Source organism: Methylorubrum suomiense (assembly GCF_022179765.1).
In the GTDB taxonomy this organism is placed as follows: domain Bacteria; phylum Pseudomonadota; class Alphaproteobacteria; order Rhizobiales; family Beijerinckiaceae; genus Methylobacterium; species Methylobacterium suomiense.
In genome coordinates this window covers 41,538-57,026 of record NZ_BPRE01000004.1, presented here as the reverse complement: position 1 = coordinate 57,026, position 15,489 = coordinate 41,538, and the positions used below count along the sequence as shown (strand labels likewise).

The following is a 15,489-nucleotide window of genomic DNA, read 5'->3' as shown; positions in this document are numbered from 1 at the left end:
CGCCGGAACGGCTTCCCGTTCCCCGCGCTACGGGTGGATGTAAGCGAACCCCATGCCCTGCAGGCGCGCCAACTCGGCGACGCCGCTCGGCACGATGTCGTCCTCGCCCACCGCATAGAGAGCGCCGCGGTCGATCTTCCGCTCCCTCAAGGTATTGGCGCAGACCAGGAATCTAACGCCCGCGGCCTTGAGGGCGTCGATGCGTCCGGCGAGTTCCCCGTCCTCCGCGGCGGCCTGGAACAGAGCCAACCCGTCGCCGAGGCTCACCACGCGGATCTCGACGTGATCCTTGCCCACGGCGTCGACGTGGTTCCGCAGGTTGCCGAGCAGGCGCTTGAAGTAGGCGGCTCCGTCGGGGCCGCCGCCGTTATGATAGACCACCTTCTGGTTGGCGTAGTGCCCGGCCGGGGCTTCCGAGCCGGCGTGGGCGGCTCCCATGCCGAGGGTTGCGAGAAGGACCGCGAGCGCCAGGCTCCTAAAGACCGTCGTCATCCGGCTCTCCGTCGTCGGTGAATGGCTCCGGCGCCTCCGAGGCGCGGGCGGACAGGCTGTCGAGCCGCGCATGGTCGAGGCCGTCGTCTGGCTCCGGTCCGGTCGACGCGCCGCTTCCGAGGCTGCCGGTCGTCTCCGGCGCGCCTTGCCGTGCGGCGTGGCTGGTACCTCGTGACCCGAGCACCACGACCTTCGTTCCGGTGGGCACGCGCCGGTGCAGGTCGATCACGTCCTGGTTCAGCATGCGGATGCATCCCGAGGAGACCGCCTCGCCGATGCTCCAGGGCTCCGTGGTGCCGTGGATGCGGTAGAGCGTGTCCTTGCCGTCCTTGAACAGGTAGAGCGCACGCGCCCCGAGCGGGTTCCTGCCGCCGCCCGGCATGCCGCCGGCCCAGCGCCCGTTGCGGGCCGGATCACGCCGGATCATGTCGGGCGTCGGCGTCCAGCGCGGCCAGGATGCCTTGCGGGCGACCGTCGCCTCGCCGGTGAACTCGAAGCCGGCCTTGCCGACCCCGACGCCGTAGCGCATCGCCTTGCCGCCCTCCATGACGAGGTAGAGGAAGCGCCTGTAGGGGTCGACCACGAGGGTGCCGGGTGGCTCCTTCGTCGGGTAATCGACGACCTGGCGGACATTGCGGGCCTTGAGGTCGCGGGGATCGATCGCCTCCACCGGGAAGGGCTCGTCCGTGATGGCCGCGTATCGGCGCAGGGCATCCGGGGCGATCTGCGGCCGGGCCTCCGCGACCGGGGCCGGCGCCCCCATCGAGACCGTGCAGGCGCCAAGCGCCGAGGCGAGCGCCATCAGCGCCGATAGACGTGAGACCCGCCGCATCACGAGCGACCCTTGGCGCGCGCCTGGGCCACAGCCTGCTTGAAGCCGTCGTAGTCGAGCGCCGCGGCGACCTTCAGCGGGCCGATCAGGAAGACCGGCGTGCCCTGCAGGCCGAGGGCATCGGCCTGGTCGAGGTTGCGCTGGAGCAAGGCGCCGATCTCGGCTTGGTGAGCCCGCCGGTCCTCCTCCAGGCGGCCCATGTCGACGCCCGAGGCGGCCACCGCCTCCAGCATCCGCTCCTTCGGGATCTTGCGGCCTGGGATGGCCATGAGTGCCCTGTGCACGGCGTCGTAGCGGCCCTGGTACTTCGCCGCGAGGGCGAGCTGGGCGCCGTAGACGGAAGCGTCGCCGAGGATCGGCCAGTCCTTGTGAACGACGCGAATGCGCCCGTCCGCCTTCACCAGGCGGGTGAGGTCGGGCTCGGCCTTCTTGCAGAAGGGGCAGTTGTAATCGAGGAAGGCGACGATGGTCAGGTCGCCTTTCGGGTTGCCGGAGATCGGCGCTTCCGGGTCGTTGAGGATGGCGTTCGCATCGATGCCTTGAGCGAAGGCCTCCTCCGTATGCGGCGCCAGCGAGAGCAGGGCGGGCGCGAGCGCGACGGCGGGCAGAAGGGCGAGCAGGGTCCTGCGGTCCATGACGGTCTCCGTGGGGTTATCGAAGGGGGTGGCTCAGGCGCCGACCAGGGCAAGGCGGCGCGTCAGGTCCTCGACCGTGAGCTCTCCCTCGGTGCGGGCCTCCCGGACCTCGTCACCGTCGGAGCGCATCAGGATGAGGGTCGGAGGACCGACGACCCCGAACCGCTGCATCAGAGCCCGGGTGTCGGCGTCGTCGCGGGTGACGTCGGCCCTGATGACGGAGACGGCCTTCAGGCGCTCCCGGATGCCGGCGTCCGCCAGGACCGTCCGCTCGTTCGTCTTGCAGACGGTGCACCAGTCGGCGGCGAACTCGACGAGCACCGGCTTGCCCGCGGCGCGGGCGGCCTGAAGGGCGGTCTCGAAGGCAGGCAGCGAGGCCACGGTGCGGGTGTCGGCGGCGTGCACGGCTTGGGCCTGACCGAAGCCGGCGAGCGGCCGGAGCGCGTCGGTTCCACCCGCCGAGGCGCCGACGACGAGGGCGCAGCCATAGGTCACCGCGACGATGCCGACGCTCTTGCCCAGCCGGCCCACAGCACCGGCACCGGCCGGGAGGGGGGCGTCGAAGGCCCCGACGAACACGCCGACGCCGACGGCCAACAGGCCCCAGAGCGCGAGCGTAACCTCGGGTGGCACGAGGCGGGAGACCATCGTGATGGCCAACCCGAGAAACACGACACCGAAGGCCTGCTTGGCGGAAACGAGCCAAGGGCCGGACTTCGGCAGGATCCCCGCCCCGAACGTCCCGAACGCGACCAGCGGCAAGCCCATGCCGAGGCCGAGCGCGAACAGGGCCGAGGCGCCGCGCGCCACGTCCCCGGTCTGGGCGACGTAGAGCAGGGCCGCGGCGAGCGGCGGCGTCACGCAGGGGCCGACGATCAGGGCGGAGGTGAAGCCCATGACGGCGGCGCCGCCGAGGGCGCCGAGCCTGCGCCCGCTCAGGCGGGACAGGCGGGCGGCGGCACCGGTCGGCAGCGCGAGGTCGAACGCACCGAACATCGACAGCGCTAGGGCGGCGAAGGTCGCGGCGAGCAGGCCCAGCGCCACGGGCGTCTGGAGCGCGGCCTGGAGGTTGCGTCCGGACCAGGCCGCGGCCACGCCGAGCGTGCCGTAGGCCAGCGCCATCGCGAGCGCGTAGGTGCCGGACAGGACGAAGCCGCGTCCGGCCGAGAGCCGCTCTCCGGAGCGGGTCAGCATGCCGGCCAGCACCGGAACCATCGGGAGCACGCACGGCGTGAAGGCCAGGAGCAGGCCGAGCCCGAGGAAGGTCGCCAGGACGCCCGCGAGATTGCCGGAGAGCAGACCGCTCCCGGTCTCGGCCTTCGTATCGACCGGGAGCGCACTCGCGGGCACCGCTGGGTTCGCCGGAACGGCCGCCGCTTGCGGACCGGGCGCAGGCACCTCGACGACCCGGGTGACCGGCGGGTAGCAGATGCCCTTCTCGGCACAGCCCTGGTAGGTGACGCGCACGTCGCGCACCCCCGCGAGCGCGGCGCCCGGCACGACGGCCTCGGCCGCGCCGTGGTAGACCTCGGTCGCCCCGAAGTTCGGGTCGTCCTTGGTTTCGCCCGCAGCGGTCGTCACGGGAAGCTCCCGATCGCTACCGTCCGACGCGCCGATCTTGTCTCGGTAGAGGTAGGTGCCGGGGGCGATGGTCCATCTCAGGCGAAGCGAGAGGTCCTCGTCGCGGGTCACGTCGAGAGTGAACGGCGCCTGCCGTGCGGCGGGCTCGCGGCAATGACCCGGCGACCACAGCGATGACACCGCCCAGACCAGGACGGCGAGGATGACGTTGGCGAGAACGTTCGGCATGAGCGGGCGGGGTCCGGGCTCGGATCGGTCCGCCGCCGGTCGGAAACGTAGCTTAAGCCAGGCTTAAGCCTGGCCCGGAGGATGCCAGGCAGCCAACGGAGACACGCATGCGCATCCTCGTCGTCGAGGACGACCCCATCCTCTCGGACGGCCTCAGGGCTGGGCTCGGGCTGTCCGGCGCGACCGTCGAGTGCGTCGCGACCTGCGCGGACGCCGATGCCGCCCTCGCCGCAAGCGGCTTCGGCGCCGTGGTGCTCGACCTGATGCTGCCCGACGGCTCCGGGCTCGACGTGCTGCGTGGGCTACGCGAGCGGGGCGACCGCACGCCGGTGGTCCTACTCACGGCCCGGGATGCGGTGGCGGACCGAATCGCAGGGCTCGACGGCGGGGCCGACGACTACCTCGGCAAGCCCTTCGACCTCGACGAGCTCGCGGCCCGCATCCGCGCCGTCGTCCGGCGGGCGTCAGGACGGGCCGCAGCCTGCCTGGAGCATGCCGGCATCCGCCTCGACCCGGCCGAGCTCGCCGTCACGCTCCATGGGGAACCGGTCCCGGTGTCGCGGCGCGAGTTCATGGTGCTGACGGCGCTGATGGAACGGCCGAACGTGCTGCGCTCGAAGGCGGAGCTGGAGGAGCGCCTCTACGGCTGGCAGGAGGAGGTCGAGAGCAACACGGTCGAGGTGCACGTGCATAACCTGCGCGCCAAGATCGGCAAGCATGCCATCGAGACGGTGCGCGGCCTCGGCTACCGCATGAGGGCGACCGCATGAAGTCACTACGCGTCAGGCTCTTCGCCATCCTGCTCCTCGCAACCGGCCTGATCTGGCTCAGCGCGGTCGCCTGGATCTACCTGGGGTCGAAGCGCGAGGTGGAGCAGGTCCTCGACAACCGCCTCCAGGAAGCCGCGCGCATGGTCAGCTCCCTGGTGGGTGCGGTCGGCGGCACGGCCCCGGACGGGACGCCGCGCACGTTTCCGGCGCCGACGGCCTACGAGCGGCAGCTCTCCTGCCAGATCTGGTCGCTCGACGGTCGCATGGTCGCGCGGTCGAGCGGAGCCCCGGAGCGACGCCTGACCGACGCGCCGGCGGGCTTCTCCGAGCGTGAGGTCGACGGCGAGACCTGGCGGGTTTTCACGGCGGAGGATGCCGAGAAGGGGGTGCGTGTCCTGGTCGGCGACCGTCTCAGCCTGCGCGAGAGCCTCGTCACCGACCTCATCATGGGCCTGCTCACCCCCGCGCTCCTCGTCGTGCCGCTCCTGGGGATGCTGATCTGGGCGAGCCTCGGGCGCGGCCTGCGACCCTTACGGCTGATGGCCCGGAACCTCGCGGCACGCGACGCCAACGACATGAGCGCCATCGACGCCGGCCAGGCGCCGACGGAGGTCCGCCCCTTGGCGGATGCCCTCAACGGGCTGTTCCTCAAGGTCGAGGCGGCGCGGCGGCACGAACGGGAGGTGACGGCGTTCGCCGCGCACGAGCTGCGCACCCCGCTCGCCGGTTTGAAGACGCAGGCCCAGGTCGCCATGGCCGCGACCGACCCTGACATCACGAGAGCCGCACTTCGCCAGATTCTCGCAGCCGTGGATCGTACGACACGCCTCGTCCGCCAGCTCCTCGACGCTGCCCGGCTCGACGCCGCCGAGGAGACCCGGCCTCTGACGGAGATCGACGTGGGCGCGCTGGTGGCCGAGACCGTGGCGGGCATGCGAGTGCCAGCGGAAATCCGAACCGTCGTCGATCCAGAGCTGCATGGCTACACGATGCGGGCCGACCCCGAGAGCCTGCGTCTCGCCGTCCGCAACCTGCACGAGAATGCCGTGCAGCACATGCAGGCCGGGCTCGTGGAATGGGCCGCGCGGCCGGGCGGTGGGGGCATCGTCGTGCGCGACGAAGGACCCGGCATCCCCGAGGAGGAGTTGCCGCAGGTCACGAAGCGCTTCTTCCGAGGACGCCACAAGAGCGCGACGGGAAGCGGGCTCGGACTGGCCATCGCGGAGATGGCCTCTCGTCGGAGCGGATTGAGCCTGCACCTCCGCAATCGATCGGACCGGCGAGGGCTAGAGGCGGAGATCCTGCGAGGCTGACGCCGCCCCGGCTATCCGACCGACAAAGGGCTATTGCAGGTTCGGGCGGACCACCGCGTCGGTCACGTCCTGCCCCGTTTCCACCTCACGGACGCTGACCCGTATGCCCTGCCGAATGAGGCGCTCCAGGTCCTCCGCGGAAAGGTAGACCCGGTTCTCGGGGTCGAACAGCCGGCAGCCGGCATAGCGCTTCAGGTGATGGATCGGAGAGGACTTCTTGCCGGACATCTTCACGACGGATGATAGGAGGCCGACCGAGGGACGGAATGCATATTAGGTTTGGAATAATTAAAAGCTGTGGTGGATGGCGCACAACCCCTGACGCGCTCTCCAGCCCATTTGTTTACCCGAGAGAGGTCAAGGCTGCGTGCGTAAGGGCCCGTGCGCTCAGCCCATGTCCGGGCAGAAGATGTCCTTCAAGGTCGCCAGCAGCCGCGCGGCCCTGGGGTCCTCCAGCCGATAGAACAGGGTCTGGCTCTCGCGGCGGAACGCGACGAGCCCATCCTCACGGAGCTTGGCGAGGTGCTGCGACAGGGCCGACTGGCTGAGCTCGACCGCCTCGGCGAGGCTCGTTACGTCCATCTCTCCGCGGGCGACCAGCAGGCACAGGATGAGCAGGCGCTTCTCGTTGGCGAGGAGCCGCAACAGGCGCGCGGCGTCAGCCGCCTTGTCTTGGAGGCGCAGCAGGTCGGTCGGCGTCACGACATTCATGAGTCCAAATTCCAGAACGTTAGGACTGGCTTATTTAGGTGCTTCTAATGTATTTTCAGCGAGCCGTCCTGCTGGGCTCCGGTCTCGATGTGAATCTCCGGTTCGGGCGAACCAGCCCGGCATCCCCCGTCGGACCAGGCGCTTCAAAGCCACGCTTTCAGATGCAGGTCCTCTTAAGCATCAACAACGGACCTGCCGCCGCACAAATAGGAAGGTCTGGAAATGGCGGATTTCGTTGAAAAACTCGCGGTCTAGTTGGATCGGGTGCAGGTCGGACGAGCGCGGCGGCTGGATGAGAGGGTGGCCCCGGCCGATCAGGCCGGGCTCGGCTGCGGCACCGGGATCAGCTTGGCGAGCTTCCTGAGGTTCTGGGCTGCCGCGGCGAGGTGGAACTCGTCCCGAGCACCGTTCGGCCCCCGTAGCCGGAGTCGATCCAGCTTCAGGATCCGCTTGAGGTGGGCAAACAGCATCTCGACCTTCTTGCGCTCCCGCCGTGAGGTGCGGCCCTCCTCCGAGGCACAGATGTCGCGCGCCATCTGCCGAGCACCTTCGTGGATCGAGCGGGGGATCTTGCGGGCGGGTGCGTTGGGACAGCACCGAGGCTTCAGGGCGCAGGCGTCGCAGTCACGCTTGCTGGCGTGGTAGCGCATCATCCCATCCGCATCGACCAGCGGGGGCGGCGTCCGGTAGACCTTTTGGCGTTGCCGCAGCGGTTTGCCGGCCGGGCAAGTGTAGACGTCGGCTTCAGGGTCGTACGTGAAGGCTGACCGGCTGAAGGTGCCGTCGCTGCGCTCGGACTTGTCGAAGACAGGGATGTGCGGCTCGATCCCACGCTCGTGCACCAGCCAGGCGAGGTGTTCGGCCGAGCCGTAGGCGCTGTCCGCCGCAAGCCGCGCCGGCCATAGCCCAAAGCGATCCTGCGTGCGCGCGACCATGGTACGGGCCGCCCCGACCTCCGCCTGCCGGATGGCGCGGCTGGCCTCGACGTCGACGATCACGGCGTGGTCAAGGTCGATCAGGTAGTTGGTGGCGTAGGCGAAGAAGGCATGGCCCTTCATCGCGCCCGTCCACTGCGCCGCCGGGTCGGAGCGGGAAATAAACTTTGGCGTGCTCTCGCTTGCGGCTCCCCAGGCAGCCTCGTCGAGGGTGTCGAGGTACTCGCGCACCGACCGGCGGGTCCGGGCCAAGTCGTCCCAATCGACGGACTCAGAAGCGTCCGCAGAGCGCTGCTTGTTGGCGTCGGCTCGGATCAGGCTAGCGTCAACCGCGAAGCCCTCACCACCCACGAGCCCCGCGTCGATGCAGCGTTGCACGGTGATCTCGAACACCTCGCGCAGCAGGTCGCTGTCGCGGAAACGGCCGTGGCGGTTCTTCGAGAAGGTCGAGTGGTCGGGCACCGCGCCTTCCAATCCGAGTCGGCAGAACCAGCGGTAGGCGAGGTTGAGGTGCACCTCCTCGCACAAGCGGCGCTCGGAGCGGATGCCGAAGCAGTAGCCGACGAGCAGCATGCGGATCATCAGTTCGGGATCGACCGAAGGCCGGCCCGTCGTGCTGTAGAAGGGCCGCAGGTGCGCGCGCAGGCCCGACAGGTCGACGAAGCGATCGATGGCGCGCAGCAGATGGTCGGCGGGAACGTGGGTATCGAGCGAGAACTCGTAGAACAAGGCACCCTGCTCGACTTGCCGAGGTCCCATCATCTGCTTTGATCTCCGTCTCTCGACAGGAGTGAATCACCTCACGATTACCGCCGCAACACCCGAGTTTTTCAACAGAATCGGCGCACAGCCGAACAAGTTGAGTGCGAACTCCTGACCCCTTGCGGACATTCAAGCGTGCCGGCCCAGAGGTCTGCTCAGTAGGAGGAAGCGGATCTAGCAGCGGCGTCCACGACGTCAGCATGTTGTGGCCCATTGTCATGGGCGACAACGATGGAGCATGCCGCGCCGAGCAGCAGGCATGACGCTGCGAGGATGTGCAGCCAGGACGGGGCTATCGCGGCCTCCGCTCAGTGGTGGGCAACCAGCATCCAGACGGCCATCGCGACCATCATCAGGTTCTCGGTCAACGAGACGAAGCCGAGCGGCACGCTTCCCGAGCCGCCGACGCAGGCGCATTTGATTTCGCGCTTGTCGACGTAGACCGCCTTGACCACCGAGACGGCGCCGACCGTGCCGATGAAAAGGGCCACCGGGATCGAAAGCCAGTCCAGGGCGCCCGCCACCATCAGCACGCCGGCCAGCGCCTCGCAGAAGGGGTAGGCGTAGGCGTAGCGGACCCAACGCCGGGCGAGCAGGTCGTAGCCCAGGAACATCGAGGAAAAGGACTCGACGTCCTGCAGCTTCAAGATGGCCAGCACGCACATGCTGAAGGCGATGAACCACTCGCCTGCACGCATCGTCAGCGGCGTCCCGTAGGCCGCGTAGCTCGCCGCCAACGCCATCAGGGCGGTCATTGCGAACACGGCGACGACTGGCGTGTAGCTCGTCGCGTCGGGATCCTTGACCTCCTTGCCGAGGTGGCGCCGCAGGTCGTCGTAGCCGCCGATGCGCCGCCCGCCGATGAAAGTCTGCGGCGTGGTCTTCACGCCGTGCTCCGCCTTGAAGGCGTCGGTCTCCTCGCGCGTGGTCAGCCAGTGGTCGTCGACCGTGAAGCCCTCGCGTTCGAGCAGGTCCTTGGTCTTCAGGCCGTAGGGGCAGACGTGCTTCTCCATCACCATGCGGTAGACGGTTGCCCTGCGGGTGGTGTCGAGCATGGATCGTCTCCTTGTTGCCGGTGGTCCCGTTAGAGGGACAACCCGCGAACCGTCGTATCCGGCACGGGCGGCGGTGACGCGTCCGCCGGTTCCGTCCGGGAGGCCGGCCGAAACCCGCGACGGTCAGCCTGCCAGGTCGGCAGCGACGTTGGCCGCCGCCAGCAGGCAGAGGCTCGCGAGCAAGGACGTCGCGACGACGGCCAGGACCAGATCGGACGCGCGCGGAGCCGCAGGGCATGGCCCGAAGGCGAGTTGCCGCCAGTGGCCTTTGCGAAGCATGGAACGTGACATGATAGATCTCCTTCGGCCGGTTCGCTCCGGGACGTGCGAATCGGGCTAGACCGTCGGCGCTCGCGAACGACCGGCATCAGGACGCGAGGATACCGGCCAGGCCGACGAGCAGGAGCAGACCCACCGCCATCCCGCACGCGGCCCAAAGCGGCCACGAGGTGGCGCCGTTGTCGTTGGCCGGACCCGGCAGCTCGCTTAGCCAGCGCCGCCACCGTCGGCAGGTCGACGGGGCCTGCAGGACCGACTGGCCCGATCCGGTGTCATGGCGATGGCGACACGACATAACCGGGATATCGGATGCCGCGGCCGCCAGTGGCAGTGCCGCCAAGGACGCATTGAAGGTCGGCGTCGGCCGATGCCAGGCCACCGCCGAGGCGTGCCCAGTCCTCGATGGACACATCCGCCGGGACCGTCGGCACCTGGGCGTCGCCCGTGCCGGCCGCGCTTCCGGTCTCCGGCCGTCTTCCCCAAGCGAGCCGAGCCTTCCGAACGATGGCTGCCCTCATGTCTCTCCCTCGTCCCTGTGATCGGTCGGACCGGAGCCGCCGCCCGCAAGATGGCTACAGGGTCGGCGGCTCCGGTTTAAGCTTTCGTGAACCAAACCGGCCGCGCAAGCCGACCCCGAGGCGGCGCCCAGGGGCGTGTCAGGTTTGTCCCGACAGGAATGCGGTCTTCTCCGACTGCGCGCCCACCCACGATGCCACAGATCACCCGATGAGCGGGGAGAGGGACGCCGAGCCCGAGCGTCCCCGGCGGTCCGGCGCAGCGACGTCCGGCCCGAGGGCCAAGGCATAGGTCCCCCGTCGAACCCGTCACGGTCGTGGCCCGCAAGGGTCAGCCACCACCATCACGGAGCTGAAATCCGATGAAACGTCTCGCACTGGCCATCGCGGCCGTATCGAGCCTGGTACTGTTCTCGCCGTCGAGCGAGGCGCGGCCCTTCGGCAGGGGCCATGGCTTCCACCACGGCGGCTTCGCCGGCCACCACGGCGGCTTCCGAGGCGTCCGCCACGGCTTCCGTGGGCACCGTTCGGTCGGCTTCCGTGGCTATCGCCGCGGCTTCGGCGGGTACCGTCGCGTCGGCTTCGGAGGTCCGCGCTACGGCTACGGGCGACGCTACGGCTACCGCCGCGGCTATCCCGGTCTCGGCCTGGCTGCCGGCCTCGGGCTCGGCCTCGCCGCAACGGCGGTCCGGCCGGCCTACTACGGGGGATACGGCGGCTACGGTTATGCCCCGGTCGGATACGGGTACGGCGCCCGCGGCTCCTACTGCACCTGCGGCTACTGACCTTCGTCGAGGAGACCCGGCATTCCCGCCGGGTCGCCACCCGTTCCCGACTCCCTCGGCGTGCGCCGGTCCGACCTCGGGACGGGTCGAGCCCACGTCAGCATAGAAAGGTGAAACCGATGAAGAACCTCGCACTCGGCGTCTTCCTCGCGAGTTCCGTGCTCGCCGGCCCCGCGCTCGCACAGGACAAGGCGGCCCAGCCGCCAGCCGACGCCCAGACCAACCAGATGAAAACGCCGCCGGCCGGCACCGCGATGCCGACCTCGGCAGGCGGCGTGGGCGGAATGACCATGGCCGACACCGCGACCGCCAAGATCAAGTTCGTCACCGCCAAGCCGGCCGAGGTGACCTCGTCGAAGCTCGTCGGCAAGAACCTCTACAACAACAAGAACGAGACCATCGGCGAGGTCGAGGATCTCGTCATCGACAACGGCAAGACGGTCACCGGTGTCGTCGTCAGCGTCGGCGGCTTCCTCGGCATGGGCGAGCGCTACGTGCTGGTCGACCCCTCGTCGATCTTCCTGCACAAGGCGGACGGCAAGCTCAAGGCGATGGTCGACACCGACAAGGACGCACTGAAGAACGCGCCCGAGTTCAAGTACAACAAGAACTCCTGACCCCCGATGCATGGTCCCGTGTCCGCGGGGCCACGCCCAAGCATTCCAGCGCCCGGGCGGTGTCGGGATGAACCTGACAGGCGTCGGTGAGAACGGCAGCGCCCGGCGAAACCGCTTGTCGCCAGCTAGGATACGGGCGCTACTCGAAGCCACTTCGTAAACGTCGAGGCGGTGGAGGGAGTGGCGATGCTCATGGACGTCATCATGCAGGGATCCCGCGCCCGGGCTCTCGGGCGACCGCGGGATGCCTGCCCCCATCCGGCCGACTCCCGCGAGCGCCGGGCCTGGTACGAGGGTTACGATGGATCGACCTGGGACTTCGCCGAGCGAGTTCCCCATCCGGCCGTGACGGCTCGCGGCCCCGCGACCCGGAACGGGGCGGTTGACCCGAACTTGGTCTAGGTCGCGGACCTTTCTCTCGACCCCTGGTTTCCCTGGCCCTAAGGCAGAAATTTGAGGACCGTCGGGAAGGCGGCGGAGAGGCGATGGGACGGAAGCGACCCCACTCGTTCGAGGGCCGGACCTTCGGGAGCCTCGAACGGGTGGTCACCGCCCTGGTCGAGGCGGGCTTGCAGGACTGTGCGGCCGCGCCGCCGAACCTTGTCGAACGGCTGCGGGACCTGGAACGGAACGCCGCCACCGGGGGCGACCGCCAAGTCCTGCAGGTGATCGCGTCGGGACGTCGCCTCCTCGGCGACGAGCAGACGGTGACCGACCCGCGCGTGCTGAGGGATGACGGCATGGCCGGCATGCCTGTCGAGGGCAGCGCGGTCGCGGCCGACCCTGTGGTGGAGAGCATGGCTCGGCCGGTCTCACCGGCGGGAACGTCCGCCACGGCCCCGCCTGATCGGTTGCCCCCACATGTCCGCCGGACGTGAGAACGGCGATGCCGGCCGCCCCGAGATCCATCGCGGCAACGGCAGGACCTTCGTCGCGCTCGCGGTGGCGGCCGCCATTCCCGTGCTGCTGCTCAGCGGCTGGGTGGCGACGCTCATGGCGCAGCAGCAACGTGCACTGACCCGCAGCGCCGCCGTGGCGAGCGCGGCCCGGGTGGCCGAGCGCGTCGCCTCCGACATCGCCACGCAGATCGCGGTCCTCCGAGCCGAGGCCGCCTCGGCGAGCCTCGACCGGCCGGACCTCGCCGCCTTCTATGCCGAGGCCGAGCGACTGAGGCGGGAGCACCCGCTCTGGGAGACCGTCGAGCTCGCCGGTCCCGACGGCGTCCAGGTCGTCAACCTGCTCCGCTCCCTCGACGACGAGCTCGGACCCACCGCCGACCGCGCGAGCTTCGATGCGGTGGTACGGACGGGGCGGCCGGTGGTCGGCGGGATCGGGCCGCTCGGGCCGATCTCGGGCAAGCGCCTCGTCGCGCTGCGGGTGCCGGTCGTCCGAGACGGAACGCTCCGCCACGTCCTCTCGGTCGGTCTCGCCACGAGCGCGGTCAGCGCGATCCTTCGCGACGCGGGCGCGCCGGAGGGCTGGGTCGGGACCATCGTCGATGCGGCGGGCAACACCATCGCACGCACCCGGGCGGAGGCGGAGGAACTCGGCCACCCCGCCGGCGCCGCCCTGCTGGCGGCGATCCGGCGGGAGCCGCAGGGCTTCTACACCGGATCGACGCTGGAAGGGCCGGACGTCGAGGTCGTCTACCGCACCCTGAAGGACACCGGCGGCTGGTCGGTGCATTTCGGTATGCCGGTCGCCACGCTGAACGCGCCGGTTTCGCGTTCCTACCTCCTGCTGGCCGGCGGCAGCGTGCTGAGCATCGGCCTCGGCCTCGCATTGGTTGGGCTGGTCGGGCGCGACATGGCCCAGCGGAGGGCGGGCGAGCAGGCGCGCTTCGCCCTCGCCCTGCGGTCGAGCGAGGAGCAGGGCGCCGTCGCCGCCGAGGCCGCGGAGCTCGGCACCCTACGGTGGGATACGGCCGAGGAGACCGTGACGGCCTCTCGACGCGCCGCCGAGCTCCTGGGTTGGGAAGCGGAGGTGCCGGAGGGGCGCGAAATGACCGCGGATGCCGACATCGCCTTCCGGGCGGTCGACGCCGGCGACCGGGAGCGGATGGCGGCGGAGGTGCGGCGAAGCCTCGCCGAGGGCAAGACCCTCGACGTGGAGTTCCGGGTCTTCCAGGCTGGTTCGGCGTCGCGCTGGGTGCGCCTGACCGGGCGAGCGCCCCGGCTTCGGCAGGGGGACCCTGCGGGCCTCGTCTACGGCGTGGTCTCGGACATCGAGCCGCGCAAGCGGGCCGAGGCAGAGCGGCTCGACCTGCTGCGCCGCCTCGGCGAGGCACAAGAGAATGAACAGCGCCGGATCGCGCGCGAGCTGCACGACCAGGTCGGCCAGACGGTGACCGGCCTGTCGCTCGGCCTCAAGGGGTTGGAACGTCTGCTCGACGCGCATGAAACCTCGACCGAAGCCGGACGGCAGATCCAGTGGCTGCAGCGCCTCGCCGGCGAGATCGGGCGCGACATTCACCGCGCCGCCATCGACCTGCGCCCGACCGCCCTGGACGACCTCGGGCTGCGCGAGGCGCTGGCGACGCTGCTGCGCGAGTGGGGACAGCGCCACGGCGTCAGATCCGATCTGGAGTTCGTCGGGGATGCGTCGCGCCTCCCGGCGGCCGTCGAGAGCGCGGTCTACCGGATCGTGCAGGAGGCGCTCACCAACGTCCTCAAGCACGCCCGCGCGGCCACCGTCAGCGTCTGCGTCGACCGTCGCCCGAACGAGGTCCAGGTCATTATCGAGGACGATGGCGTCGGCTTCGAACCGGGCCCTGCCGTTTCCGTGGGGCGCACGCCGACGGAGCCGCGGCTGGGTCTCTCGGGCATCCGCGAGCGTTTGACCCTCCTGAACGGCACGCTCGCGCTGGAGGCATCCCCGGGCGTCGGCACCACGCTGTTCGTCCGCATCCCGGTGACGCCAGCCGCCTGACCCACGAGAGGGAACAGCATGGACCGTATTCGCGTCATCCTGGCCGACGACCATCCGGTCGTCCTCGCGGGCATCCGGGCGCTGCTGAACGCCGCCCCGGAGGTCGAGCTCGTCGGCGAGGCCACCGACGGCGGAGAGGCGCTGCCGATGATCCGCGCCGTCGCGCCCGACGTCGCCGTGGTCGACGTCTCGATGCCCGGACTGAACGGCCTCGAATTGACGGAGCGGGTGAAGGGTGAATGCCCCGGCACCCAGGTGCTGGTGCTGACCGTCCACGAGGACGCGGCCTACGTGCAGCCGTTGATGAGAGCCGGCGCGCGCGGCTACCTCCTCAAGCGCTCGGCTGCGGACGACCTGCTCCGGGCGGTCCGGGCCGTGGCCTCCGGCGGCGTCTATCTCGACCCCTCCATTGCCGGCCACGCCCTGGCGGAAACTTCCGGCTCGGACGGGCGCCCGGGCACGGCGGAAGGCCGCGAGCCGCTGAGCCCGCGCGAGGCCGAGACCTTGCGGTTGATCGCGCAAGGCTTCAGCAACAAGGAGATCGCCCGGCGCATCGATGTCAGCGTGAAGTCGGTCGAGACCTACAAGGCGCGGGCCGCCGAGAAGCTCGGGTTGCGAACCCGCGCCGAGATCATCCGCTACGGCGCCGCGCACGGCTGGTTCGACGCCTTGGCCTTGCGGTAGCGCCATACCTTTCGCTCCGCCGCGCACGCCACGGCCCGAACGGGCCTGCCGCAGAGAGTTCCCCGACGATCATCGGCTCCTTGCGTCGCGCGCCTTCGATGGGGCGGGCGTACCGCGGACCGACGACCCCCTCCTCGTGATGATCGGAGGAGTCCCGACCGCGCCGGGCCTTGCCTTTGGTAGGGTGCGGTCCTTCGTGAGTGCCCGCGCGCGATCCACCGGCCCCCGTCTTGCGCGGCGGCCGGTTGTGGCACCAAGCCTCCTGCGAAGCCCATCAACGGGATGATCACGAGCGAGCGTGTCAGGGTCGAACCATATCTCGGCTTGTCGATCATCGGATCCTCGTCAGGCGCGGTCCTTCGCTCAA

17 protein-coding genes are annotated in these 15,489 nt (G+C 69.9%); 8 read left to right on the top strand and 9 right to left on the bottom strand.

Going from position 1 to position 15,489, the window contains the following annotated elements; translation table 11 throughout:
* Positions 1-27: 27 nt before the first annotated feature.
* Genes MFF26_RS07425 through dsbD form a run of 4 tightly spaced genes read right to left on the bottom strand, consistent with a single transcriptional unit; the run spans position 28 to position 3,768 of the window.
* Positions 28-492: a DsrE family protein gene (locus MFF26_RS07425; protein ID WP_012452077.1), complete on the bottom strand. Its 465-nt coding sequence runs from the start codon at positions 490-492 to the stop codon at positions 28-30.
* Positions 476-1,324: a L,D-transpeptidase gene (locus tag MFF26_RS07420; RefSeq protein ID WP_012452078.1), complete on the bottom strand. Its 849-nt coding sequence runs from the start codon at positions 1,322-1,324 to the stop codon at positions 476-478. Before MFF26_RS07420 ends, MFF26_RS07425 begins: the two co-directional genes overlap by 17 nt.
* On the bottom strand, positions 1,324-1,959 hold the full coding sequence (locus tag MFF26_RS07415) for a DsbA family protein (protein WP_012452079.1): 636 nt from the start codon (positions 1,957-1,959) through the stop codon (positions 1,324-1,326). Before MFF26_RS07415 ends, MFF26_RS07420 begins: the two co-directional genes overlap by 1 nt.
* 33 nt (positions 1,960-1,992) lie before the next feature.
* Positions 1,993-3,768, bottom strand: a complete 1,776-nt coding sequence (dsbD, locus tag MFF26_RS07410; protein WP_238307828.1) for a protein-disulfide reductase DsbD — start codon at positions 3,766-3,768, stop codon at positions 1,993-1,995.
* 107 nt (positions 3,769-3,875) lie between these two features.
* On the opposite strand from dsbD, the gene MFF26_RS07405 reads away from it, so the two are divergent.
* Positions 3,876-4,538, top strand: a complete 663-nt coding sequence (locus tag MFF26_RS07405; RefSeq protein ID WP_012452081.1) for a response regulator — start codon at positions 3,876-3,878, stop codon at positions 4,536-4,538.
* On the top strand, positions 4,535-5,851 hold the full coding sequence (locus tag MFF26_RS07400; protein WP_238307827.1) for an ATP-binding protein: 1,317 nt from the start codon (positions 4,535-4,537) through the stop codon (positions 5,849-5,851). Before MFF26_RS07405 ends, MFF26_RS07400 begins: the two co-directional genes overlap by 4 nt.
* Before the next feature lie 30 nt (positions 5,852-5,881).
* On the opposite strand, the gene MFF26_RS07395 is transcribed toward MFF26_RS07400, so the two are convergent.
* The 5 genes from MFF26_RS07395 to MFF26_RS07375 form a co-directional block, all read right to left on the bottom strand.
* Positions 5,882-6,079: a polyhydroxyalkanoate synthesis regulator DNA-binding domain-containing protein gene (locus tag MFF26_RS07395; protein ID WP_012452083.1), complete on the bottom strand. Its 198-nt coding sequence runs from the start codon at positions 6,077-6,079 to the stop codon at positions 5,882-5,884.
* A 159-nt stretch (positions 6,080-6,238) separates the two neighbouring features.
* Complete coding sequence (locus MFF26_RS07390) at positions 6,239-6,562, bottom strand: ArsR/SmtB family transcription factor (protein WP_012452089.1); 324 nt, start codon at positions 6,560-6,562, stop codon at positions 6,239-6,241.
* A gap of 314 nt (positions 6,563-6,876) precedes the next feature.
* Positions 6,877-8,259, bottom strand: coding sequence for a transposase (locus MFF26_RS07385; protein ID WP_096482882.1), 1,383 nt, complete (start codon positions 8,257-8,259; stop codon positions 6,877-6,879).
* A gap of 308 nt (positions 8,260-8,567) precedes the next feature.
* Positions 8,568-9,314, bottom strand: coding sequence for a MauE/DoxX family redox-associated membrane protein (locus MFF26_RS07380; RefSeq protein ID WP_231345988.1), 747 nt, complete (start codon positions 9,312-9,314; stop codon positions 8,568-8,570).
* A gap of 123 nt (positions 9,315-9,437) precedes the next feature.
* Positions 9,438-9,605: a hypothetical protein gene (locus tag MFF26_RS07375; RefSeq protein WP_231345987.1), complete on the bottom strand. Its 168-nt coding sequence runs from the start codon at positions 9,603-9,605 to the stop codon at positions 9,438-9,440.
* A gap of 865 nt (positions 9,606-10,470) precedes the next feature.
* On the opposite strand from MFF26_RS07375, the gene MFF26_RS07370 reads away from it, so the two are divergent.
* The 6 genes from MFF26_RS07370 to MFF26_RS07345 all read left to right on the top strand — a co-directional run bounded on the left by MFF26_RS07370 (position 10,471) and on the right by MFF26_RS07345 (position 15,122).
* The gene (locus tag MFF26_RS07370) at positions 10,471-10,893 is read left to right on the top strand and encodes a hypothetical protein (RefSeq protein ID WP_231345986.1); all 423 of its coding nucleotides are present in this window, start codon (positions 10,471-10,473) and stop codon (positions 10,891-10,893) included.
* Between the two features lie 119 nt (positions 10,894-11,012).
* Positions 11,013-11,510: a PRC-barrel domain-containing protein gene (locus tag MFF26_RS07365; RefSeq protein WP_238307826.1), complete on the top strand. Its 498-nt coding sequence runs from the start codon at positions 11,013-11,015 to the stop codon at positions 11,508-11,510.
* 186 nt (positions 11,511-11,696) lie between these two features.
* Positions 11,697-11,912: a ribosome modulation factor gene (locus MFF26_RS07360; RefSeq protein ID WP_003599702.1), complete on the top strand. Its 216-nt coding sequence runs from the start codon at positions 11,697-11,699 to the stop codon at positions 11,910-11,912.
* An 83-nt stretch (positions 11,913-11,995) separates the two neighbouring features.
* Positions 11,996-12,388 (top strand): hypothetical protein, encoded by a 393-nt coding sequence (locus MFF26_RS07355; RefSeq protein ID WP_238307825.1) that lies wholly within the window; start codon positions 11,996-11,998, stop codon positions 12,386-12,388.
* Entirely contained in the window at positions 12,372-14,438 is a 2,067-nt protein-coding gene (locus tag MFF26_RS07350; RefSeq protein WP_238307824.1) for a sensor histidine kinase, read from the top strand. The genes MFF26_RS07355 and MFF26_RS07350 overlap by 17 nt, the downstream gene beginning before the upstream one ends.
* Before the next feature lie 18 nt (positions 14,439-14,456).
* The gene (locus MFF26_RS07345; RefSeq protein ID WP_238307823.1) at positions 14,457-15,122 is read left to right on the top strand and encodes a response regulator; all 666 of its coding nucleotides are present in this window, start codon (positions 14,457-14,459) and stop codon (positions 15,120-15,122) included.
* Positions 15,123-15,489: the final 367 nt, after the last annotated feature.